This is a genomic window from Mesoterricola sp. MK458 (assembly GCF_055384935.1).
On the sequence record NZ_AP045075.1, the window covers coordinates 2,109,104 to 2,131,983 of the forward strand.

A 22,880-nucleotide genomic window follows, 5' to 3' on the forward strand; every position below is an offset into this window, starting at 1 on the left:
CCCCTATGGACACCTATAACATCCTGATCGTGGACGACGAGTCGGACTTCCGGACGCTTCTAGTGGAGGCGCTGGAAAGCATGGGCTACCAGTGCGAAGGCGCGGAGACCGCCGAGGTCGCCCTGGACATGGCCCGCAACCGCCATTTCGCCATCATCTTCACGGACCTGAACATGCCCGGAGGGCTCTCGGGCCTGGACCTGCTGCAGGCCATCCAGGAGATCGATCCCAAGACGTTCTGCATCCTCATGACGGGCTACGCCACCACGGACAGCGCCATCCAGGCCCTCAAGAACGGCGCCTACGACTTCATCCAGAAGCCCTTCAAGCTGGCCGAGCTGGACGCCAGCCTCCAGCGGGCCCTGAACCACTACAAGGCCCTGCGCCAGAACGAGGCCTACCAGTCCGGGCTGGAAGAGCGGGTGGCCGAGCGGACCCGCGAGGTGGTGAAGCTCAAGGACGACATCGAGAAGCTCTTCGCGGGGTTCGTCCAGGCGGCCGTGTTCGCCATCGAGTCGCGGGACCCCTCCACCTCCGGCCACTCCAACCGCGTGGCCACCCTCACCGTGGGCCTGGCCGAGGCCGTGAACCGCACGCCGTCGGGGGCCTACGGCCCCCTGCACTTCAACGAGAACCAGGTGAAGGAGCTCCGCTACGCGAGCCTCCTGCACGACTTCGGCAAGGTGGGCGTGCGCGAGCAGGTGCTGGTCAAGGCCCGCAAGCTCGAACCCGAGCGCCTGGAGCGCATCCTTCAGCGCCTGTACCAGCGGGACCTGGAATCCGTCGCCCGGCGCCTCCAGGAGGCCTGGAAGCGCAGCGAGGCCTTCGACGAGGGGTGCTTCGAGGTGCTCATGGCCGCGCACCGCGCCGAGAGCCAGCGCCTCGCGGACCTGGTGCTGCGCTGCAACGAGCCCAAGCTCCTCACCCAGGAGGTGGTGGACTCCATGGACGAACTGGAGGACCTCACCTTCGGCCACTGGGAGGGCGCCACGGCCAAGGTGCTCGAGCCCACGGACATCGCGGCCCTGCGGATCCCCCGGGGCAGCCTCTCCAAGGCCGAGCGCGACGAGATCAACAGCCACGTGGACAAGACCTACCGGTTCCTCAAGCAGATCCCCTGGACCGGCACCCTGGCCGACGTGCCCGGCATCGCCTACGCCCACCACGAGCGGCTCAACGGCATGGGCTACCCCCGCGCCCTCAAGGGCGACGCCATACCCCCGCAGTCCAAGCTCATGGCCATCTGCGACGTGTACGACGCCCTGGTGGCCGCGGACCGCCCCTACAAGGTCGCCGTCACCGTGCCCCGGAGCCTGGAGATCCTCGAGGACGAGGCCAAGGCGGGCCTGCTGGACGGGGACGCCCTGGACATCTTCCTGGAGGCCCGGATCTACGACCTGACCATGACCCAGATCAAGGCCGAACCGGAGCGGGCATGATCCGCGACCCGATCCTTCTGGTGGACGACGAGGAGGATCTCAGGACCTTCCTGAAGGACGCCCTCACCCACGACGGCTACCTGGTGGACGACGCCCCCGACGCCCATTCGGCCCTAGCGATCCTCGCCCGCAGGCACTACCCCGTGGTGCTCACGGACCTCAACATGCCCGGCGGCCCCACGGGCTTCGACCTCATCTCCGCGGTGCACGCCCGCGACCCCCGCACCCTCTGCGTGGTCATCACCGGCTACGCCTCCCTGGAGACCGCCATCCAGGCGGTGAAGTTCGGGGCCTACGACTTCGTGAAGAAGCCCTTCCGCCTGGCCGAGATCGAGGCGGTGCTGGACCGGGCCCTGGACCACGCGGTGGTGGTGGGCCAGCTCCAGGACTACCAGCGGGACCTGGAAGGCCGCGTGCTGGCGCGGGTGCGGGAGAACATCGAACTGGTCGAGGAGATGGAGCGGCTCAACGTCCTTCTCCTGGCCGCCCAGGCCGAGGCCGACGAGGCCCCCATCCTCCAGGCCTTCCTGGCCCACCTCCAGGATCGCTGGCATCCCGAGGGCCACATGGCCCTCCTGCCCGCCCGCCACGACGCCTGGGACCTCCTTTCCGCGGACGGCCCGCGCGAACCGCGCACCCAGGGCCTGCCCACGCCCTCGCGGCTGGGGGAGGGCGGCGAATGCGCCTGGGAGGGCGGGTACCCCGAAGGGCACCTCATCCCCCTGCGGGCCAACGGCATCCTTCTCGGCGCGCTTTTCCTGGGCTTCGAGGAACGGAGCTCCTTCCACCCCGAGGCCCCGGCCTTCCTGCTCTGGCGCCGCCAATTGGAGGCGGCCCTGCACGGCCTCCACCGCGTCCGCGTCCAGGTGGAAGCCGCCCGGACGCGCTGAGGTGGAACGGTCCCCCGCCCACCGCCTGCTGTGGACCGGCTTCACGGGCCTGGACGCCGCCCAGGTGCAGCCGGGATTCCAGCCCGGGGGCGTGGTGCTCTTCGCCCGCAACCTCGACCCGGATCCCGTGGCGGGCCCCGCCCGTTGCCACGCCCTCATCACCGCCCTCCAGGAGCGCTGGGGCCCCCTGGCCGTGGCCGTGGACCAGGAGGGCGGGGCCGTGAGCCGGCTGCGGGAGTGGGTGGGACTCACCCCCGGCCTGCGGGCGGTCTTCCAGGCCGGAGGCGCCCCGGGCTGCCGCCGGTGGGGGACCCTGTGGGGCCGCGGCCTGCGCATGCTGGGCTTCAACGTGGACTTCGCGCCGGTGGCCGACCTCTTCGACCCGGCCCCGGATTCTGCCCTGGGCGGGCGCTGCGCCAGCGCCGATCCACGGGAGACCGCCGCCGCCGCCGGCGCCTTCCTGGAGGGCCTGGAGGCCGAGGGCGTCCGGGGCTGCCTCAAGCATTTCCCCGGCCTGGGCGGCACCCGCCTGGACAGCCACGTGGGCCTGCCCGAGCTCACCGATCCCGTCCGGGTCGAAGCCAACCTGGCGCCCTTCCGGGTCCTGGCCCACGCCGAGCGCCTGATGATGGTGGCCCACCTCAAGGTGCCCCGGAGCGAGGGCCTGCCCGCGAGCCTCAGCGACCGGTGCGTGGCCGGCAATCCCTGGGGGATCAAGGCGAGGTGGATCCCCGACGACCTGGAAATGGGCGGCGCCGGGGGGTGGAATTGGGAGGACAAGGTGCGGCACGGACTCATGGCCGGCCACGAAGCCCTCCTGGTGTGCCAGACCCCCGAAGGCTCCCTGGCCTGCGCCGAGGCCGCCTCCCGCATGCCCGAGGCCCTCTGGGCCCCCGCCGCGGCCCGGTTCCGGAGCCTGCGCCGGCAGTTGCGCTGCCATGCGGGCCCCTTCCAGCCCGAGGCCTGGAGGACCTGGGTGGACGAGGTACGGGAGGAAGCGGAAGTATAAATTGTCAATAAGACTACCCACCCCGTCCGCAACGCAAGTATCCTAAGCCCCAAGGAGCACCCATGGAACGCGCCTACTATCCGCCCATCGTCATCGAGGAGACCCCCCGGGGCGAGCGGAGCTACGACATCTATTCCCGCCTGCTCAAGGACAACATCATCTTCCTGGGCACCGCCATCGACGATTCCGTCGCCAACGCGGTGGTGGCCCAGATGCTCTTCCTGGAGAGCGAGGACCCGGACAAGGACATCCAGATCTACATCAACAGCCCCGGCGGCAGCGTCACGGCCGGGCTGGCCATCTACGACACCATGCAGTTCGTGAAGAACGACATCGTCACCTACTGCATCGGCCAGGCCGCCTCCATGGGGGCCCACCTCCTGGCCGCCGGCACCAAGGGCAAGCGCTTCGCCCTGCCCAGCGCCCGCATCATGATCCACCAGCCCTCCGGCGGCGCCCAGGGGCAGGCTTCGGACATCGAGATCACCTTCAAGGAGATCCAGCGCCTGAAGGACAACCTCGCCGCCGCCCTGGCCAAGCACACCGGCCAGAATCTCAAGAAGGTCATGAAGGACATGGATCGCGACTATTTCATGAGCGCGGACGAGGCCCAGGACTACGGCCTCATCGACCGGGTCCTTTCGGAGCGGCCCGCCTGAAAAACTTCCGGGTTGTGACGCATTACGCGCAGGGGTAGGGGCATGGTAGTGGTTACTCCACAGGATCACCCCATGACGCTGCTATCCAACCATGCCTTCGAACAACTCCGCCAGATCCCCCTGTACGTTCCCGGAAAGCCCATCCAGGAGGTGCAGCGGGAGCTTGGGCTGGAATCCATCGTCAAGCTCGCCAGCAACGAGAACCCCTGGGGCCCCAGCGAGGCCGTGAAGGCCCGGGTCATCAAGGCCGCCACCGGCAGCCAGGACGAGGGCCTGGGCCTCTACCCGGTCTCGGACGGGTTCTACCTGCGCTCGGCCATCGCCCGGCGGCGGGGTTTCAACCTGGGCCAGATCATGCTGGGCAACGGCAGCTCGGAGATCATCGAGATGGCCGCCAAGGCCGCGCTCCTGGGCGGCGGCAGCGGCGTGGCCCCGCGGCATTCCTTCGCCATCTACGGCATCGCCACCCGCACCGCGGGGGGCCGCTTCATCGAGTGCCCCTCCAGCCCCACCGCCATCGACGTGGACGCGATCCTGGGCGCGGTGCAGCTGGACACGCGCATCGTCTACCTGGGCAACCCCAACAACCCCACCGGCGTCATGCTGGAGCGGGAGGGCCTGGCGCGCCTGGTGCGCGAGCTCCGGGACGACATCCTGCTCATCGTCGACCAGGCCTACGCCGAGTACGAGGACCCCGAGACCTACCCCGACGCCGCGACGTTCCTGGACGAGCGCAGCAACCTGCTCGTGCTGCACACCTTCAGCAAGATCCACTCCCTCGCGGCCCTGCGCATCGGCTACGCGGTGGGCCACCTCAAGCTCATCGCCCTCCTGGAGCGCGTGCGCAGCCCCTTCAACACGAACATGCTGGCCCAGGTGGCCGCGGAAACCGCGGTGGAGGACTACACCTTCGAGGCCTTCTCCCGGGCCCGCAACGCCGAAGCCCGCCAGGCCTTCATGGCCGAGGCCGCCAACCACAAATGCCAGGTCTCGGGCGTCGCCGGCAACTTCATCCTCCTGGAGAGCGCCCTGCCCGCCCCCGAGCTGTTCAAGGACCTCCTCAAGGCCGGCGTGATCGTACGTCCCATGCATGGCTACGACCTGCCCAACCACGTGCGGGTGACCCTGGGCAAGCCCGAGGAGATGCGGGCCTTCTGGGCGGCGGCCACGCCCGTGCTGGACAACGCGGGCTGCGGTTGCCGTTAGGGGCCTCCGGGCCTATGATGTCCGATCGGGAGGCCTCCTTGGGCACCTACCACATCGCCGGCGACCTGCTGCGCGCATCGGTGCGCACGGCTGGCGCCGAGCTCTGCCGGCTCCAGACCGCGGCCGGGCTGGACCTCCTGTGGGACGGCGACCCCGCCGTCTGGCCACGGCAGGCTCCCAACCTCTTTCCCATCGTGGGCGCCCTCAAGGGCGACCGGCTCCTGCACCGGGGCAAGGCCCACACCCTGGGCCGGCACGGCTTCGCCCGGGACCGGGAATGGTCCCTCAAGCGCCTCACGGCCCATTCCGTGACCCTGCGCCTGGTGGATGACGAGGCCACCCGGGCCGCCTATCCCTTCCCCTTCGAGCTCTGCGTCACCTTCCGCATCGACGGCAACCACCTGCGCGTCCAGTACGACCTGCACAACCCGGGCGGCAGCGCCCTCTTCGCCAGCCTCGGGGCCCACCCCGCCTTCCGCTGGCCCCTGCACCCCGACATCCCCCGGGAAGCCCACCGCATGGTCTTCGAGAAGCCCGAGATGGCCTTCCTGCCCGTGCTGGACGGCCGGGGCCTCCTGGGCGCCGGCAACCAGCCCAGCCCCCTGCGCAACCGGGAGCTCGCCCTGCGGGACGAGATCTTCCAGGAGGACGCCCTCATCTTCAACCCGGTGGAGAGCCGCCACCTCCGGTACTCCGCCCCGGGCGCCCCGGTGGTGGAGGTCAGCTGGGAGGGCTTCCCCCAGCTGGGCATCTGGACGCGGCCGGGGGCGGGGTTCGTGTGCATCGAGCCCTGGCGCGGCTTTGCCAGCCCCGCGGCCTTCGACGGGGAGTTCCACGAGAAGCCCGGGGTCTTCCAGGTGGGGGCCGGGGCCACCACCACATCGGCCTACACCGTACGAATCCTTCCCGGCTGAGCAAAGGCCTGGGACACTGGAGGATTAGGGGCCGTTAGGGAATCTCCATTCCCATGACCGGCATTCCCTTACGGCCCCTTATGCCGGAACACGAGCCATCGGCCAGGGGAAACCTTCATCAGAGGCTTAGTACAAGGAGACCGAATGGCAGTGCAGTGCGGAATCGTGGGCCTTCCCAACGTAGGCAAGTCCACCCTTTTCAACGCTTTGACCCGGGCCGGGGCCGCTTCGGCCAATTATCCCTTCTGCACCATCGAACCCAACACGGGGGTCGTGGATGTGCCGGACTCCCGCCTGGACCGGCTCGCGGAAATCGTCATCCCCCAGCGGGTGCTCCCCGCCTCCCAGGAGTTCGTGGACATCGCCGGGCTCGTGCGGGGCGCCAGCAAGGGCGAAGGGCTCGGGAACGCCTTCCTGGCCAACATCCGCGAGACCGACGCCATCGTGCAGGTGGTGCGCTGCTTCGAGGACGGGGACGTCACCCACGTGGAGGGCGGCGTGGACCCCGCGCGGGACCTGTCCATCATCGACACCGAGCTGATCGTCAAGGACCTGGACGGCGCCGAGAAGGCCCTGGAACGCCACCGGAAGATCGCCAAGAGCGGCAACAAGGAATCCCAGCAGCTGGTGGCGGTCCTGGAAAAGGTGTACGCCGTGCTGGACCGCGGGGAATGGGCCACCGCCGCCGAACTGGACCGGGGGGAACTCGCCCTGGTGAAGTCCTTCGGGTTCATCACCCTCAAGCCCATGCTCCTGGTGGGCAACATCTCCGAGGCCGACATCCCGGCCCCCGAGGGCAACCCCCACTACACCGCCCTGGTGGCCGCCGCGGCCCAGCGAGGCTGCCCCGTGATCCCCATCTGCTCCAAGCTGGAGGCCGAGATCCAGGAGCTGGCCCCGGAGGAGCGCCCGCTCTTCCTGGAGGAGGCCGGGCTGTCGGAACCGGGCCTCAACCGGCTCATCCAGGCCTCCTTCCGCCTGCTCAACCTCCAGACCTACTTCACGGCCGGGGTCAAGGAGGTGCGGGCCTGGACCATCGCCATCGGGGCCACCGCCCCCCAGGCCGCCGGGGTCATCCACACGGACTTCGAGAAGGGCTTCATCCGGGCCCAGGTCATCGCCTTCGACGATTTCATCGCCCACAAGGGCGAGCAGGGCGCCAAGGAGATGGGCCGCATGCGGTCCGAAGGGAAGGAATACGTCGTCAAGGATGGCGATGTAATGCACTTCCTTTTCAACGTCTGAAGGACATACTGGATTCCAGGACCTTCCCGAACCGGTGGCGTGGCGACAGGCTGAAAAGGCGATGGCAAAGCTCAAGGCAGGCAAACCCGCAGATCCAGGCACCCGCATCGAGGATCCCGCCGTCCTCCGGGACATCTTCCAGCAGATGTTCGACCTGGAGGCGGAGTTCCCCATCAAGGTGGAAGGAACCAGCACCCTGCCCTATTTCAGCACCATCCGGAGCCTCCACTGGGACGAGGGCGCCATCGTCCTGAAGCTGGGACGGCCCCTGCCCCACGAGCTCCTGGTGGGGGCCGTCTTCCACTTCCTGTGCGCCTCGGGGGAGCAGCGGTACGAGGGATTCGTCACGTTCCAGGGCCGCGAAGGCTACCTCCAGTACCGCTTCGAGCGGCCTGATTACCTCATCCTCTCGGACCGGCGGGTGCACAAGCGCTACCCCTTCCGGCCCCGGGAGAGCGCCTACGTGATCCTCCAGGACTCCGGCGTGCCGGGCCTGGGGGTGGCCGGGCCCCTGGTGAACATCAGCCTGGGCGGCCTGGCCCTGCGGGTGGACCGGGTCATCCGCCTCGACACGGGGGTGCGCATCCCGCCCTCCACCGCCCTCTTCGACCGGGGCAAGGGATTCCCCCGGATCCGGGTGCAGGACCTCCCCCGCATCCACCTGCTGGAGGCCCGCGGCATCTCCACCCACGCCACCGAGCGCGGCAACGAGGTGATCCTGGGGCTGGCCTTCACATCCCTGTCCCCCGAAGAGGAAGCCGCCATCCAGTCCGCCCTGGACATCCGCGACCGCCTCCAGCGGGGCTCCGGCCCCCGTCCCGAAGGGGCCGCCGTGGCCATGCGCCCCGACAGCCGTCCCCTTCAGCCCGGCGTGGAGCCCGTCCCCGACGCACCCGCCGCCGCGGGCGAGATCCTGCGCCGCCTGCGGCGGCGCACCTCCACCGTGGGCCTGGTCATGGCCGAGGGCCCCGGGCGCGCCGACGTGGAACGCCGCCTTCGCGACGCGGGCTTCCACCGCCTCCAGGTCGCCGCCTCAGTGGACGAGCTCGCCGCCCGGCTCGCCGCCGAACCCCGGCGCCACCCGCCCCGCCTCTGCATCGTGGACCTCGCCGCCGCCCGGGCCGGGGACGCCGAGCCCCTGGAGGCCGTGCGCTCCATCGAGGCCGGCGTCGCGGACCTGGGGAACGTCCCCGTCGCCATCCTCTGCGACGCCGTGGACCCCACCCTGTTCCTGGCCCAGGCCGACCTCACCCGCTTCGTGTCGACGGAGGTGGGGGAGGAGTCCCTGGCGACCCTGGACGCGATGCTGGAAAGGGCTATGCCTTCCTGACCGGCGCGACCTTGACCGCCTCGCCGGTGGAGGTGGTGCGGATGAGGTCATCCTGCAGGCGGTTTCCGCCCCGCAGGATCGGGTCGGCGGCATCCTTGGCCAGGAGGATGCCCCCCCGGGCGTTGCGGTGCACGACGCATTCCTCCAGGGTCACCTCGGCGTCCTCCAGGAGGAGGATGCCGGTGTCCTTGCCGTCCCGCAGGTCGCAGCGCACCAGCAGGAGGCTGCCGCCGGGCTCCACCTTGGCGCCGGTGCCGGCGTTGCCGTAGATCTCGCAGCCCTCCAGCACGCCGCGGCCCCGCCAGGAGCACACCACGCCGAAGGACTTCCCGTCGAAGATCCGGCAGCCCTTCAGCTGCGCGGTGGCGCCGTTGTGGGCCAGGACGGCGGGCTCCTGGTTGCCGGAGAGTTCGCACGCCTCCATGGCGAGCAGGCCCTGGTCCGCCACGGAGCCGCCCAGGCCCGGGTTGCCGTGGAGGCGGCACCGCCGGAGGGCGATGGAGGCGCCGTCGGCGCCGTGCACGGCGCCCAGGGCGTGGCCGGACACTTCGCAGTCGTCCAGGGTGGCCTGGCCCCCTTCCATGGCCAGCACGCCGATGGAGCCCGAGGCCAGGATGCGGCAGCGCCGCAGCTCCGCCCGGGCCTCGGCCTCGATCTCCACGCCGCCGGCGGCCTGCCCCGAGACCAGGCAGTCCTCCAGGATGGCCTGGGCGCCGGGCAGGAGGTGGACACCCACCCCCGGCGCGGCGGTGAGGGTGCAGCGGTTGAGCTGGACCCGCGCGCCGCCCGAGGCGCGCACGGCGGCCATGAACTCCCCGGCCACGGTGCACCCCTCCAGGCGCGCCCGGGAGTCGGCGTCGGCCTGGACGGCCACGGGGCCCGCACCGCGGATGCCGCAGTCCAGGAAGGACGGGTCCGCCGAATCGCCCGAAACCCGGATGGCGGGACCCCCGGCCACCTCGAAGCCGCAGCCCTCCACCACGATCCGGCCCCGCAGCGCCAGGAGCGCCGCCTCGGCGTCCGCGCTGCGCAGGGTGAGCCCCGCAAGCCGGACGTCGGCGGCGTTCAGGGCCAGGCAGGGGCCCGCCGGACTTTCGATCACCACCTCCCCGGCCTCCCCCTGGCCCACGAGCGTCACGTCCTTCTCCACCACCAGGGACTCCCGGTACAGCCCGGGCAGGATGGCGATGCGCGTGCCGGGTTCGGCCTGGCGCAGGGCCACGCGCAGGCTCATGCACTGCGCCTTCCCGCCCTTGCCCACGGTCAGGGTGCGCACGCCGGGGGCCTCGGCGGGCCTCGGGGCCGCACCGGCCTCCCGGATGGCCTCGGCCAGGGCTTCGGCCGAAGGGATGCGCTCGGCTGGGTCCTTGGCCAGGGCCCGTTCCGCCAGCGCCAGGAGCGCGGGGTTCAGGGCGGCCCGTTCCTCGGGCGTGAAGGGCACCGGGGGCCGGCCCAGGATGGAGGCGGGCGTCTCGCCCGCGAACGGCTTGCGCCCGCCGGTGAGGATCTCGTAGAGCACCACGCCCATGGCGAAGACGTCCGAGGCGGGCTGGGCCTTGCCGGTGTCCAGGTACTCGGGGGCCATGTAGTTGGCGGTGCCCATCCAGTTGCCCTTCTGGGTGAGCTCGGACTGCTCCACCGCGGCCACGCCGAAATCCATGAGCTTGGCCTGGGCCTTCCTGCCCCGGCGGCTCACCAGGATGTTGCCGGGCTTGATGTCGCGGTGGATGATGCCGTGCTCGTGGGCGAAGGCCAGGCCGTCGCAGGCCTGGGCCAGCAGCTCGAGCAGGTCCTCGCGGGTGTGGGCCCCCGAGCGCATGGCCACCCCCAGGTCCTCGCCGTCCACGTACTCCATGACCAGGTAGTGGGTGCCTTCGTCCTCGCCGAACTCGAAGACCGTCACGATGTTGGGGTGGTTGAGGGACCCGGCGCTGCGGGCCTCCCGCTCGAAGCGCGCGTTGGCCTCCGGGGCGAAGCTCGCGTTCAGGCGGATCGTCTTGATGGCCACCTCGCGGTCCAGGAGCGGATCCTTGGCGAGGTAGACCTCGCCCATCGAGCCGTGCCCGATCATCCGGACGACCTCGAACTTCCCGATCCGCTCGCGCATGGGCCCCAAGCCTACCTCATCTGGATCGCCATGGCGTTGAGCCGTTCGATGCGCTTCTCCATGGGCGGGTGGGTGGAGAACAGGGACAGGATCCCGCCCCCCCGCAGGGGATTGACGATCATCATGTGCGCCGTGGCGGGCTGGGCGTCCCGCATGGGCACCTGCTGGTTGTACGCGGACAGCCGCCCCAGGGCCGAGGCCAGCTGGTCGGGGCGCCCCGTGATGTGGGCGGCATAGTCGTCGGCCTCGTACTCCCGGGACCGGCTCACGGCCATCTGCAGGAGGAGGGCGGCCACGGGACCCAGGATCATCACCAGGATGGCCACCAGGGGGCTGCCGGATTCGTCGTCGCGGCGGGGCGAGAACCAGAAGGCCATGCGACTCAGGAGCATGATGGCCTGGGCCAGCACGGCGGCGAGGCTGCCGATGAGGATGTCCCGGTGCTTGACGTGGCCCAGCTCGTGGGCGATGACGCCCTCCAACTCGGGACGGGAAAGGGCCCGGAGGATGCCCTCGGTGACGGCCACCACCGCGTGGTCCGGGTTGCGTCCGGTGGCGAAGGCGTTGGGGGTCTCGTCGGGGATGATGGCCACCCGGGGCATGGGCAGGCCGGCCCGCTGGGCGAGGTTGGCGACGATGGCGTACAGCTCGGGCGCGTCGCCGGGCCCGACGATCTGGGCGCGGTAGGCGGCCAGGACGATCTTGTCGGAGAAGAAGTAGCTGACGCCGTTCATGAGGATGGCGAAGCCCAGGGCCAGCACGATCCCCATGTCCCCGTAGAGGAGGCCGCCGGCCCACACCAGGATGCCCGTCATGACCATGATGAGTATGAATGTTTTAACGCTATTCATGCGCCACTCCCCGTGCCCACATTATGCCTCACAGGCGCTTGATCACCACCAGCGTGACGTCGTCCTTGAACCCCGCCCCGTCCAGGTGCTTGAAGGTCCGGGTGAGGAGCCGCTCGAAGAGGTCGTCGGCGCTGGCGCCGGGGCTCTCCAGGACCGTTTCCACCAGGGGTCCCTCGCCCAGGTCCTCCCCGGCCAGGTTCTCGGCTTCGGAAACGCCGTCGGTGAAGATGACCAGCGCATCCCCGGGATGCATCTGGGCCCGCCCTTCCCGGAACACCGCCCCGGGGAGGAGGCCCACCATGGGGCCGGTGGGCTGCAGGTGCTCCAGGGGGCGTCCGTCCCCGGGCACCAGCAGGGGCGGGTTGTGCCCGGCGTTCACGTACCGCAGGTCGCCGGTGGCGGGGTTGAGGCTGCCCATGAAGAGGGTGGCGAAGCGGTTCCGGTCCCGCACCTCGTTCATGCGCTCGTTCAGGCGCAGCGCCAGGGCGCCCCAGTCCGCCACGCGGCGGTCGGCCATGGCCCGCAGGAAGGCCGAGAGCTGGGTCATCATCAGCGAGGCCGGCAGGCCCTTGCCGGAAATGTCGGCCAGGGCCAGGTGCAGGCGGGGGCTGCGGTCCAGGTCCGAGGCCATCCAGAGGTCGTACAGGTCGCCGCCCACCGCCTGGTAGGGCAGGTTGGCCGCGGCGCACTGCCAGCCCTCGGGCTCGGGCAGGCGCTTGGGGAGGATGCGGCGCTGGATGTTGCGGGCCAGTTCCAGGTCCTTCTCCAGCTTCATGGCCTGGATCCGCGTCTCCCGCAATTCCAGGCTGCCCAGCTGGGTGGAGGTGATGTTCAGGAGCGTCTGGAAGAACAGCTCGTCGTCGTCGTTGAGCTTGCCTTGCGCGGGCTCGGCGGCGTAGGCGAAGCCGTGGCTGTGGTCCGTGTCGCGCAGCTCCACCGCGTGCACCAGGCCCTTCTCCTCCACGATGCCGTTGATGCTCTCGCCCTCCAGGACCGCGGGCAGCTGGCCCAGGCCCCGGCTGTGGAGCACCGTGCCGTCGGCCCCCACCACCAGGAGGCGCTGGATGTGGAACTCCCCGGCCAGGGTGTTGGCCATGAGGCGGATGAGCTCGGTGCGGGTCTCCACCTCGCCCAGGTTGCGGGTGAGATCGAACAGGGTGTTCAGGCGGGACAGCTGCAGGGCCAGGGCCCGGTTCTGGTCGCTGCGGTTGGCCTCCAGGCGCCGCCACGCCAGGAGGGGCGCCGAGATGGACAGCAGCAGGGTGAGGGCCGCGGGCGCCGCCGGGGTGCGCACCACCAGGTGGCCGTAGGGTTCGTCCCCGTAGGCCCAGGGGAGGCTGGTCCAGCCCGGGCCCGGGTGCGTGGGGAACGGCGAGGCGTTGCCCCGCAGGAAGATCCACCGGGTCCCGTTCCAGATGCCCCCCTGGGAGGCCTTGGCGATGCCCAGCGCGGTCACCCCCACCAGGTGGATCAGGGCCTCCTCGGTGGCCTGGGCGGGAAAGGTCTCCAGGAAGTCGATGACGGGCAGCAGCTCCTGGGTGCCCTCTGGGATGCGCGTGCACAGCTCCCGCAGGCGCTCGAAGGGGGGGATGCCGGACGGGTCGTTCATGGGCAGGTCTCGGTCCTCTTGCGCATGCGGTCCATGGCCTCGGGGTAGAGGTCCTCGGCGCAGTTGGGGCAGATGCCATGGGAGAAGGTGGCCGAGGTGTGTTCGGCGACGTAGCTCTCCAGCTGGGTCCAGTAGCCCTGGTCGTTGCGGATCTTCTTGCACTGGGCGCAGATGGGAAGCAGGCCGCTGAGGGTCTTGATCTCGGTCATCCGGTCCTGGAGCTCGACGTTCATCTTGGCCAGCTCGGCGTTGGACGCCTGCAGCGTCCTGCGGTTCCGGCGCATGTTCTTGCTGTAGATGGCCATGGCGATGACGACGGTGGCCAGGGCGCCCAGGCTCATCACCAGGGCGGCCAGGGAGTACCGGTTGCGCTGGAGCTGGAGCGCGGAGATCACCCGTTCGCGCTTGAGCGCCTCGATCTCGTTGTCCTTCTTGATCGTCACGATCTTCATGGTGGATTCGGCGATCTTGTTGCTCTCCTGGATCGTGTAGATGGAGTCCTTGATCTCCATGGCGCGCTTGAAGGCGCGCAGGGCCTCGGCGGTCCGGCCCATCTTCTCGTGCAGTTCGGAGATGAGCTCGTAGCTCCGCTTGAGCTCGTCCCGGGCGTTGAGCACGGTGGCGAGCGCCGCGGCCTCCTGGGCGATGGGGATGCCGCCGGCGTAGTCGCCCGAGAGCAGGTGCAGGCGCGCCGTAACGTTCATGACCTGGACGAGGCCGTGGCGGTGGTTGAACTTCCCGTACTGGGCCCGGGCCAGGCGCAGGTGCTCCCGGGCCAGGTCGAACCGGCGCAGCTCGGAATAGGTCATGCCGAGGTTCAGGTGGTTGTAGGCCAGGTAGCTGTCGTCCCGGGTCTCCCGGGAAAGGGCGAGGGCGGCCAGGTGGTTCTGCAGGGCCTCCTCCAGCCTGCCGAGCTTGAACTGGGAGAAGCCGATGTTGAGCCGGGTGAGGATGAGCCGCCTGTTGTCCGGGTGGCGCTCGATGCGCTTGAGGATCTGCTCGTAGTACTCGATGGCCTGGGCATACTGGCCGCTGTTGTGGTAGACGACCCCGATGAGGTTCAGGGACTGGGTCACGGACTTCTCCAGGCCCAGCTCCTCCCGCAGGCGAAGGGATTCGATGGCCTCGTCCAGGGCCTGGCTGTACGAGCCGATGAAGGTGTAGGTGATGGCCAGGGCGTTGTGGGCCTTGGCCATGCGGTCCTTGTTGCCCAGCTGGGTGCTCAGGGCCAGGGCCCGCTTGCCGAAGTCCACGGCCTTGGGGAAGTCGCCGGACTGGCCCGCGCAGTAGGAGGTGGACGTGAGGAAGGCCGCCTCCTTCTCCCGGTCACCCGCCTTGACGGCCAGGGCGAGCCCCTCGGTGGCAAAGACCAGGGCCTCCTGGGGGGAGGCCGTCTCGATGCGGTTGGCCAGGTCCAGCAGGGCCGCCATGCGCGCCGGGCCGGCCAGGCCCGCCAGGGCGGCCTTCATGGATTCCACCGAGGGTTCCCCCGGCTGGGCAAGGGCGGCGAGGAACCCGAAGCACAGCAAAGCGATTTTCAGGTTTCTGGCGATTGAGAGCACTGCCTGGCCTCCCTGGTGAGCATGGCCGTGCGCCGGTTGCCTTTCCAGACCCTGATAATCCCACGAATCAGGCGGGAGTGCGCTTAATCATGCAGCACTCGCTGCGGCCATCCGCGTCCTTGAAATGGATCTCGTCCATGAATCGGCTCATGAGCAGGAGCCCCAGCCCGCCCTTCCGGGGGTGCTTGACGTATTCCTTGGGATCGGGCAGCACCACGTCCTCGTCGTGCAGGCCGGTGCCGGTGTTCCAGATGCGGATCTCCAGGGCCTCCTCCCGGAACCGCAGCTCGATCTCCACCTGGTGGGTGCTCTCCCCCCGGTAGGCGTGGATGATGACGTTGGTGACGGCCTCGTCAACGGCGATGGACACCTTGGCGGCGGTGGCGTCGTCCATGCCCGCGGCCAGGGAGGCCCGCTTGGCCAGGCCCGTGACCAGGTTCAGGTACCGCGTCTGGCTGGGAATGACCAGCCGGAAGCTCTCGGGATCGGGGGCGGCCCGCACTCAGCCCTTCCCCGCCATGGCCTGGAAGGCTTCGGCCTCGGTGGGGAAGACCCGGTAGAGCTGGGTGAACCCGAGGGTGTCGAAGATGGCGAAGACGTTCTCGTGGAGGTTGCAGAGGAGGATGTCCCCGCCGTTCTCCCGGACCGTCTCGATCAGGCCCATGATCGCTCCGAGGCCGGCCGAGCTGATGTAGTTGAGGGCCTGGCAGTCCAGGAGGATGGTGAAGCGCCCCGAGGCCACCTGCTTCTCGAGGGCGTCCTCGAACATCCGGACCGTGTGGGCATTGATGAAGCCCTCGGGCCGCATCACCGCGACACCGTCCACTTCTCGCACCTGGATCAAAAGATCGGCCATGCCTGTTCGCTCCATGTAGGGCCCTGGATACCTGGGTGAATGCTATCGCCCCGGCGGAATAATTGCCAGCCGGGGGTTGGACCGGCGGGTTTTGGGGTACCATGGCCTCAAATCGGGAATGACATGGACGAGAATGCGCAGGCCTCCCTGAAGAATCTGCTGCAGCAGTGGGCCGACAAACGACAGCAGGCCCTCCTCGAGCAGGTGATGCTCGCCTGGAGCGAGGCCATCCCCCGCCTCGCCCCCGATGACACCTTGATGGCGTCCATCCTGGCCGCCCTCCCGGTACCCGAGCCGGCCCCCGAACCGCCTCCCCCGCCCCCGCCCACGGACGGGGACCTGGGCGCGGGGCTGGACCTCCTGGAGAACGCCCACACCCAGGGCGAGGTGCTCAAGCACCTCCTGGACGCCACCCAGCGCTTCGTGGAACGCAGCGCCCTCTTCGTCCTCAAGCAGGGCATCGCCACCGTCTACGCCCACCGGGGCTTCGACGGCGAGTCCCCCAAGGCCGGCAGCCCGGTCGTCCCCCCTCCGGACCTGGAGGACCTGCTGGGCGGCCGCGTCCACCTGGTGGCCGGGCCCGGCCCCGCCTACCAGGCCCTCCTGGCCCCCCTGAGCCGCTTCCAGGCCCGGGACATCCTCATCCTCCCCCTGCGCCTGCGCAAGAAGATCGTGGCGCTGCTCCTGGTGGACAGCGGTCTGCTGCCGGCCATCCAGCACCCCAGCCACGTGCGGGCCCTGGCCCTGGGCGCCGAGGCGCGCCTGTCCTACCTGGCCGGCGTCAAGGAGGAGGAGCGCACCGCTCCGGTGGAGTCCCACCCCTCCACGCTCACCCAGCGCATTCCCGACGCCATCGCGGAGCCCCAGGGCGCCGCCCTGGACCCGCGGGTGCGCATGAACGCCGAGCGCAGCGCCCGGGTCCTGGTGGGCGACATCGAGCTCTACTTCCCCGCCAAGGTCACCCAGGGCCAGCAGGACGGCAGCCTCTACCCCGTCCTGAAGGACGAGCTGGACCGGAGCCGGGCCTCCTTCGTGGAAAGGTACGGGCTCGATCTTGAAAACCAGCATCGCATTTTCTACCAAACGGTTGTCCAGCAGCTATGCGCAGGAGACCCCTCGCGGCTGGGGCCCGCTCCCTGGGGCGCGCACTAGGCCATTCTTCCTGGTGACACGGGCCTGGAATCATGGTAAATCCTTGACCCTTAAACGGGATTGAGGAAGCCATGGCGAATCTTGGAAAGAAATGGACCTGCTTCGGATGCGGGGCGAAGTTCTACGACTTCACGAAACCTGAGGCGCTCTGCCCCAAGTGCGGCGCGAACCAGAAGGAAGCCCCGGCCAAGCCCAAGGCCGCCAAGAAGGAGAAGGTTGCGCTGGCCATCGACGACGACTTCATTCCCGAAGGCGAAGTGGACCCCGCCGCCGAGGACACCCTGGAGGAAAGCCTTGGCATCTCCGGAGCGCGCGCCGAGGGCGTGGACCCCGGCGACCTCCAGATGGACGACTACGACGAATAGGTATGACCGGAGTGCCCGCCTGCCCTGGGATCGACCGCCACGCCCACCTGGAGGGCGGCCTGGATCCGCGGTGGGTGCGGGACCGGGCCCGGGAGCGGGGACTGACGCTGCCGGAGCCCCTGGAGGCCCTGTGGCGGGGCGAAGCGGTTCCGTTTGAAGGCTTCATCGAAGCCTTCTTTTTCGGCTGCCGGTTCCTGTGCGACGCGGACGCGGTGCGGGACGCGGTGCGCGCCGCGGCCGCCCGCCTCGGCGGGGACACCGGCACGCCCCGGGGCGTGGATCTCTGGGTCTCCCCGCACCTGCTGGTGAAGCAGGCCGCCTTCCTGCGGCTGGACGAGCTGTGGCGGGGCATGGACGACGGCATCGGGGAGGCCCGGCGCGCCGGCGTCCGCGTCGCGGTGATCATCGACGCGGTGAACCACTTCGGCGTGGATCACGGCCATGAGGTGCTGGACCTGGTCCTGCCGGAACGGCCCGCCTGGGTGGTGGGCTTCTCCACCGGCGGCCTGGAGCGGGTCCCCTTCCGCCAGTGGGCCCCGGTGTTCGAGCGGGCCCGCCGGGCCGGCCTGCGCCTGGCCGCCCACGCCGGCGAGAACGGCCCCGGGGAGAACGTCCGCGACGCCATCCTGGACGCCGGCGTGGAGCGCATCGTCCACGGCGTGCGGGCGGCGGCCGATCCGGCGCTGGTGGAGCTGCTGGTGGACCGGAGGATCGCCCTGGACGTGTGCCCCACCTCCAACCGGGCCCTGGTGCCGGACCTGGGCCCCCATCCCCTGCCCCGCCTGCTCCAGGCGGGGGTGCGGTGCGCCCTGGGTACCGATGACCCGGGGATCATCCCCACCGACCTGCCGGGCGAGTGGAAAGCGGCCCAGGACATGGGGCTGTCCGCCTCCGACCTGCAGGACCTGGCCCGGAACGCCCGGGCCGACGCGTGGTGCCTCGCCGGCCCTGGCGATTGAAGCGTGAACTCCCGCCGGTTTCATGGCAAAATAGCGGTTTCGTTGTGCGCCCGTAGCTCAGCTGGATAGAGCATCAGGCTTCGAACCTGAGGGTCGGGCGTTCGAGTCGCTCCGGGCGCACCACGAGGAACCTGCACCAACGTCTTTGCGAATGTGGCGGAACTGGTAGACGCACTGGATTTAGGTTCCAGCGGTTCACACCGTGCGGGTTCGAGTCCCGCCATTCGCACCAACACCCGCCCGAAGCACTTCACCCTGTTCCAGGAGCACCCATGCAGTCCAGCCTCACGCACCACACCTCCACCCGGAAGTCCATCGACGTCACGGTCCCGGCCGCCGAGGTCAACGAGGAGTTCGGCAAGGTCCTCGCCAAGATCGCCCCGAAGGTCAAGGTGCCCGGCTTCCGTCCCGGCAAGGCGCCCAAGGACGTGCTCATGAAGCGCTACGAGCGCGAGATCCAGTCCGAGGTGGCCGAGAACCTCATCGCCCGGCACTTCCTGGCCGCCGCCGCCCAGGCCGGCGCCACCCCCATCTCCCGCCCCGCCCTGGAGAAGCTCGAACTGAAGGAGGGGGCCGAGGGCGTCTTCCGCGCCCAGTTCGACGTGGCCCCCGAGGTCGCGCTGCCCACCTACAAGGGCCTGGCCGTCACCAAGAAGAAGCGGGCCATCGACGACGAGGCCGTCGCCGAGCACCTGGAGTCCCTGCGCCAGCAGCACGCCAAGTTCATCCCCGTGGAGGAGACCCCCGCCGCCGTCGGCCACTACGCCACCCTGGACATCAAGGTCAAACCCCAGGGCATGAAGCCCGTGAACTACACCGACCAGGTCATCCAGCTGGCCGAAGGCCGCCCCTTCGACGGCGAGATCCTCGGCATGAAGACCGACGAGACCAAGAAGTTCTCCATCACCATCCCCGCCGAGGACCCCAACCGCGCCATGGCCGGCAAGGCCGTGGCCTACGAGGCCACCCTCAAGGACCTGCGCGCCCGGGAGATCCCTGAGCTGGGCGACGAGTTCGCCAAGGACCTGGGCGCCCACGAGAGCCTGGAGGACCTCAAGAGCTTCGTCAAGAAGGACCTGGAAGAGGCCGCCGAACGCGACGCCGTCGCCCGCCTCCACGCCACCCTCCTGGACACCCTCCTGGACGCCTCCCCCTTCGAGGTGCCCGCCTCCATGGTGAGCCTCCAGCTGGACGACTACTGCCAGGAGTTCGCGGAGATGGCCGCCCGCCAGGGCGTGGATCCCAAGAACATCAACTGGGCCGGCTACCGCCAGAGCCGCATGCAGGACGCCGAGCGCGCCGTGCGCTCCGGCTACCTCCTGCAGGCCATCGGCAACGCCGAGGACCTCCAGGTCACCGACGAGGAGATCGACGCCGAGATCCGCGCCATCATGGAAGAGCACAAGGTTCCCCAGCCCTTCGAGGCCTTCAAGGCCAGCCTCGAGAAGCGCGGCTCCACCACCGAGATCAAGGGCCGGGTGCGCACCGACAAGATCTTCCAGATGATGGTGGCCTCCGCCACCGTCGCCGAGGAACTGCTGGACAAGGACGCCTTCGCGGCCCTGGTGGAGCTGGAGCGCCGCCGCGAGGCGGGCATCCCCGCCGCCCGCTTCGACGCCGGCGGCCTCGAGGGCGGCGAGCTGGAGCACCAGGAGGGCGGGTCCCCGGATTCCGTCCAGGCCGCCGAGCACGTCCACGGCCCCGACTGCGACCACGACCACAAGTAGGACCTTCCGTCTCCGCCGAAGGGCGCCTCCGGGCGCCCTTCGCGCGTTTTGGGGTAGGATAGCGGCATGAGACCTCGCATCGGCATCGTCACCATCTCCGACCGCGCCAGCACCGGCGTCTACGAGGACCTGGGCGGCCCCGCCATCCGGGACACCCTCAAGGCCTACCTCACCACCCCGTGGGAGGAACGCTACCACGTCATCCCCGACGAGCAGCCCGTCATCGAGGCCACGCTCAAGGCCCTGTGCGACGACGAGGGCTGCTGCCTTGTGCTCACCACCGGCGGCACGGGCCCCTCGCCCCGGGACGTGACGCCCGAGGCCACCCGGGCCGTGTGCCCCCGCATCCTGGACGGCTTCGGGGAGCGCATGCGCGCCGTGTCCCTGCAGTACGTCCCCACCGCCATCCTGAGCCGCCAGATGGCCGGCCTCCGGGGCTCGAGCCTGGTGGTGAACCTCCCCGGCCGGCCCAAGTCCATCCGGGAATGCCTGGACGCCGTCTTCCCCGCCATCCCCTACTGCATCGAGCTCGCCGGAGGCCCGATCCTGGAGACGGACCCCGCCGTGCTCAAGGCCTTCCGTCCCGCACGTTGACTCTGTGGAGCCCCCATGACCCAGTCCTACGCCACCCACCGCCGCATGGATCCCGGGTACCACTACGGGGGTCTCGGGCTGCTGCTCGTCTGCATCGGCATGGCCGTCCTCAGCGCCATCCGCGGCCACGCCGGGGCCTGGTACCAGATCCTTCTCCTGGCGCTCGTGGCTCTGACGCTGGTCAAGACCCGGATCTACGCCCTGCGGGTGCAGGACCGGGTCATCCGCCTGGAGGAGACCCTGCGCATGAAGGCCCTGCTCCCCGAGCCCATGCACGCCCAGATCGCGCGCCTCAAGCCCGGTCAGTTCGTGGCCCTGCGGTTCGCTTCGGACGCGGAGCTGGAGGCCCGGGTCAGGGAGGCCCTGGCGGAGGATCTGGGGGGGGAGGCGATTAAGAAGCGCATCCAGGAGTGGCGGGGGGATGAGTTCCGGGTTTGAGGCGTGGGGTTTCGGTAAGAATAGTTGAACTGGCGCTAATGGAATTTGTTGGGGTCGGCAAGTTCGGCTAAAAAACCCGTACGCAGAGGACGCCGAGGCGCGGAGTTACGCAGAGGCGGCTTCGCTATCAAGACCGCCGACCCATGCCGCCCAGGCCCTGTCCGCTGCGCGGACCGCGCCGTTGCCGGCGCGCGGCAGGGTGCGCGGGTCCTGCCACATGCGAGCCTGCGGAGGACCCGCGCACCCTGCCTTTGACGGGCCTGGGCTTGATGGATGTTGCCAATGTCCGATAGGTGGGTGTTGCCGCTTGGAGCGGAATGGGCGTATTAGGCCCTGCAGCGTTTGGCGTAGAATCCGGTTCCAACTACCAATCAGGTGTAGGTTGCTGATTCCAGCCCGTAGCGCCCCGGTTCGCCCGGGGCAACCCCCGCCAACGTTCGCGGGGCCGGTTTTCCTCCAGTACGATGAGCCCAGGCCAGCCAACGGCAGGGCGCGCTGGTCCTCCACAGGCTTGCATGCGGCAGGACCAGCGCGCCCTGCCGTGCGTCGCGCAAGCGACGCAGCCCGCGCCAGCGGGCAGGGCCTGGGCGGCATGGGTCGGCGCCAAGGATGCGAAGCCGCCTCTGCGCAACTCTGCGCCTCGGCGTCCTCTGCGTAATAGTAGTTTACCTAAAATACCTCAAAATAATATCAATGCGAGGATAATCAAGCAATTTAAAAACCTCGCATGCATAAGTTGCCACACCAATTACAAAATTTTCAACTTTCGTCAGTGCCGCCGGTGGAGTTCCACAATCCACTTCACCACTTCCTCCAGGCTCATCCCGCCGGAATCCAGCTCCACCGCGTCCTCGGCCTTCCGGAGGGGGGCCACGGCCCGGGTGGAGTCGGCCAGGTCCCGGCGCTGGATGTCGGCCGCCACCTCCGCCAGGGGCTGGGGGGTGCCCTTGGCCTCCAGTTCCCGGGCCCGGCGCCGGGCGCGCACGTCCACGCTGGCGGTGAGGAACACCTTGCAGCAGGCGTCGGGGAACACCACGGTGCCGATGTCGCGGCCGTCCACCACCCAGCCCCCGGAGCCGGCGATGGAGCGCTGCTGGTCCACCAGCACCTCCCGCACGCGGGCGTCCGCGGACACGGGGGTGACCATGCGGCTCACCTCGGGCGAGCGGATGGCGTCGCTCACGTCCTCGTCGCCCAGGAACTCCCGGGTGCCCCGCTGCTGGATGCGCAGGCCGGCCAGGGCCCGCTCCAGCCCCTCGCGGTCCTCCAGCCCCACGCCGGCGCGGCGCAGGGCCAGGGCCGTGGCCCGGTACATGGCCCCGGTGTCCAGGTACTGCCAGCCCAGGGCCTGGGCCACGGCCTTGGCCGTGGTGGACTTCCCGACCCCGGAGGGGCCGTCGAGGGCGATGACGGGGAGCGTGTTGGCCATGGAGTCCTTCCGGGGTGAGTCAAGATGTCCAGTTTGACTCACTTCCCGGAGTTTGGCTCCCTACTCGATGACGCAGAGCACCTGGCGCATCTCCACGTTGTCGCCCTGCTTGACGTTCATCTGGCGGATGACGCCCGGGGCCCTGGCCTGGAGCTCGTTCTGCATCTTCATGGCCTCCAGGACGAGGATCACCTCGCCGGCCTCCACCCGGTCCCCTTCCTTCTTGAGGATCTTGATGATGAGCCCGGGCATGATGGCCACCAGGGCGCCGGCCTCGGCGGCGGCGGTGGGACTGGCGGTGCGCCGGCCCCTGGACGGGGCGGGTTCCTCCAGGCCCTCGGCGGAAATGGCGTAGGTGATGCCGTCCACCTCGGCCGTTCCGGCGCCGAGCTTGACGGTGTGCGGGGTGCCGGCGACCAGGATCTGGTTCTCCTTGGCCGCCAGGGCGAACTCCACCCCGTTGACCACCATGAGGCCATCGCGGCGCTCCACGTCGTAGGCGTTGCCTTCCAGGGTCAGCTTGAATTTCGTGGGCATCG

At 69.6% G+C, this 22,880-nt stretch carries 22 protein-coding genes and 2 tRNA genes; 16 read left to right on the forward strand and 8 right to left on the reverse strand.

Going from position 1 to position 22,880, the window contains the following annotated elements; genetic code table 11:
* The first annotated feature begins 5 nt into the window (after positions 1-5).
* The 8 genes from ACZ5LB_RS09280 to ACZ5LB_RS09315 all read left to right on the forward strand — a co-directional run bounded on the left by ACZ5LB_RS09280 (position 6) and on the right by ACZ5LB_RS09315 (position 8,692).
* Positions 6-1,439, forward strand: coding sequence for an HD domain-containing phosphohydrolase (locus ACZ5LB_RS09280; RefSeq protein WP_464605912.1), 1,434 nt, complete (start codon positions 6-8; stop codon positions 1,437-1,439).
* Positions 1,436-2,329 (forward strand): response regulator, encoded by an 894-nt coding sequence (locus ACZ5LB_RS09285; RefSeq protein ID WP_464605913.1) that lies wholly within the window; start codon positions 1,436-1,438, stop codon positions 2,327-2,329. Before ACZ5LB_RS09280 ends, ACZ5LB_RS09285 begins: the two co-directional genes overlap by 4 nt.
* A gap of 1 nt (position 2,330) precedes the next feature.
* Complete coding sequence (locus tag ACZ5LB_RS09290) at positions 2,331-3,338, forward strand: glycoside hydrolase family 3 N-terminal domain-containing protein (RefSeq protein WP_464605914.1); 1,008 nt, start codon at positions 2,331-2,333, stop codon at positions 3,336-3,338.
* Between the two features lie 62 nt (positions 3,339-3,400).
* Positions 3,401-3,997: an ATP-dependent Clp endopeptidase proteolytic subunit ClpP gene (clpP, locus tag ACZ5LB_RS09295; RefSeq protein WP_306601598.1), complete on the forward strand. Its 597-nt coding sequence runs from the start codon at positions 3,401-3,403 to the stop codon at positions 3,995-3,997.
* A 72-nt stretch (positions 3,998-4,069) separates the two neighbouring features.
* Positions 4,070-5,203 (forward strand): pyridoxal phosphate-dependent aminotransferase, encoded by a 1,134-nt coding sequence (locus ACZ5LB_RS09300; RefSeq protein ID WP_464605915.1) that lies wholly within the window; start codon positions 4,070-4,072, stop codon positions 5,201-5,203.
* A 38-nt stretch (positions 5,204-5,241) separates the two neighbouring features.
* A complete protein-coding gene (locus ACZ5LB_RS09305; protein WP_464605916.1) occupies positions 5,242-6,117 on the forward strand; it encodes an aldose 1-epimerase family protein in 876 nt (291 codons plus the stop codon).
* Between the two features lie 144 nt (positions 6,118-6,261).
* A complete protein-coding gene (ychF, locus tag ACZ5LB_RS09310) occupies positions 6,262-7,362 on the forward strand; it encodes a redox-regulated ATPase YchF (RefSeq protein ID WP_464605917.1) in 1,101 nt (366 codons plus the stop codon).
* 61 nt (positions 7,363-7,423) lie between these two features.
* Positions 7,424-8,692: a PilZ domain-containing protein gene (locus ACZ5LB_RS09315; RefSeq protein ID WP_464605918.1), complete on the forward strand. Its 1,269-nt coding sequence runs from the start codon at positions 7,424-7,426 to the stop codon at positions 8,690-8,692.
* On the opposite strand, the gene ACZ5LB_RS09320 is transcribed toward ACZ5LB_RS09315, so the two are convergent.
* From ACZ5LB_RS09320 to ACZ5LB_RS09345, 6 genes are all read right to left on the reverse strand, one after another.
* Complete coding sequence (locus ACZ5LB_RS09320; RefSeq protein WP_464605919.1) at positions 8,679-10,799, reverse strand: protein kinase domain-containing protein; 2,121 nt, start codon at positions 10,797-10,799, stop codon at positions 8,679-8,681. The genes ACZ5LB_RS09315 and ACZ5LB_RS09320 overlap by 14 nt on opposite strands.
* An 11-nt stretch (positions 10,800-10,810) precedes the next feature.
* Positions 10,811-11,650: a zinc metalloprotease HtpX gene (locus tag ACZ5LB_RS09325; RefSeq protein WP_464605920.1), complete on the reverse strand. Its 840-nt coding sequence runs from the start codon at positions 11,648-11,650 to the stop codon at positions 10,811-10,813.
* 28 nt (positions 11,651-11,678) lie between these two features.
* Positions 11,679-13,259, reverse strand: coding sequence for a PP2C family protein-serine/threonine phosphatase (locus ACZ5LB_RS09330; protein ID WP_464605921.1), 1,581 nt, complete (start codon positions 13,257-13,259; stop codon positions 11,679-11,681).
* On the reverse strand, positions 13,256-14,728 hold the full coding sequence (locus ACZ5LB_RS09335; protein WP_464605922.1) for a tetratricopeptide repeat protein: 1,473 nt from the start codon (positions 14,726-14,728) through the stop codon (positions 13,256-13,258). The genes ACZ5LB_RS09330 and ACZ5LB_RS09335 overlap by 4 nt, the downstream gene beginning before the upstream one ends.
* Positions 14,729-14,888: 160 nt before the next feature.
* A complete protein-coding gene (locus ACZ5LB_RS09340) occupies positions 14,889-15,323 on the reverse strand; it encodes an ATP-binding protein (protein WP_464605923.1) in 435 nt (144 codons plus the stop codon).
* The gene (locus ACZ5LB_RS09345) at positions 15,324-15,677 is read right to left on the reverse strand and encodes an STAS domain-containing protein (RefSeq protein WP_464605924.1); all 354 of its coding nucleotides are present in this window, start codon (positions 15,675-15,677) and stop codon (positions 15,324-15,326) included.
* A gap of 123 nt (positions 15,678-15,800) precedes the next feature.
* Between ACZ5LB_RS09345 and ACZ5LB_RS09350 the strand changes: the two genes are divergently transcribed.
* The 8 genes from ACZ5LB_RS09350 (at position 15,801) to ACZ5LB_RS09385 (ending at position 20,912) form a co-directional block, all read left to right on the forward strand.
* Positions 15,801-16,829 (forward strand): hypothetical protein, encoded by a 1,029-nt coding sequence (locus tag ACZ5LB_RS09350; protein WP_464605925.1) that lies wholly within the window; start codon positions 15,801-15,803, stop codon positions 16,827-16,829.
* A gap of 71 nt (positions 16,830-16,900) precedes the next feature.
* On the forward strand, positions 16,901-17,194 hold the full coding sequence (locus ACZ5LB_RS09355; protein ID WP_464605926.1) for an FYDLN acid domain-containing protein: 294 nt from the start codon (positions 16,901-16,903) through the stop codon (positions 17,192-17,194).
* A gap of 2 nt (positions 17,195-17,196) precedes the next feature.
* The gene (locus ACZ5LB_RS09360; protein ID WP_464605927.1) at positions 17,197-18,153 is read left to right on the forward strand and encodes an adenosine deaminase family protein; all 957 of its coding nucleotides are present in this window, start codon (positions 17,197-17,199) and stop codon (positions 18,151-18,153) included.
* Positions 18,154-18,199: 46 nt separating this feature from the next.
* Positions 18,200-18,276: transfer RNA gene (locus ACZ5LB_RS09365), tRNA-Arg, on the forward strand.
* 24 nt (positions 18,277-18,300) lie between these two features.
* Positions 18,301-18,385, forward strand: a tRNA-Leu gene (locus ACZ5LB_RS09370).
* Between the two features lie 40 nt (positions 18,386-18,425).
* Positions 18,426-19,880 (forward strand): trigger factor, encoded by a 1,455-nt coding sequence (gene tig, locus ACZ5LB_RS09375; RefSeq protein WP_464605928.1) that lies wholly within the window; start codon positions 18,426-18,428, stop codon positions 19,878-19,880.
* 66 nt (positions 19,881-19,946) lie between these two features.
* Positions 19,947-20,474: a molybdopterin adenylyltransferase gene (gene mog, locus ACZ5LB_RS09380; protein ID WP_464605929.1), complete on the forward strand. Its 528-nt coding sequence runs from the start codon at positions 19,947-19,949 to the stop codon at positions 20,472-20,474.
* A 15-nt stretch (positions 20,475-20,489) separates the two neighbouring features.
* Positions 20,490-20,912 (forward strand): DUF6526 family protein, encoded by a 423-nt coding sequence (locus ACZ5LB_RS09385; protein WP_464605930.1) that lies wholly within the window; start codon positions 20,490-20,492, stop codon positions 20,910-20,912.
* A gap of 769 nt (positions 20,913-21,681) precedes the next feature.
* Here the strand turns inward: ACZ5LB_RS09385 and cmk are convergent.
* Positions 21,682-22,341 carry a (d)CMP kinase gene (gene cmk, locus ACZ5LB_RS09390; protein WP_464605931.1) on the reverse strand — a complete coding sequence of 220 codons (660 nt, stop codon included), beginning with the start codon at positions 22,339-22,341 and terminating at the stop codon, positions 21,682-21,684.
* A 60-nt stretch (positions 22,342-22,401) separates the two neighbouring features.
* Complete coding sequence (locus ACZ5LB_RS09395; RefSeq protein WP_464605932.1) at positions 22,402-22,878, reverse strand: acyl-CoA carboxylase biotin carboxyl carrier protein subunit; 477 nt, start codon at positions 22,876-22,878, stop codon at positions 22,402-22,404.
* Between the last annotated feature and the right edge of the window lie 2 nt (positions 22,879-22,880).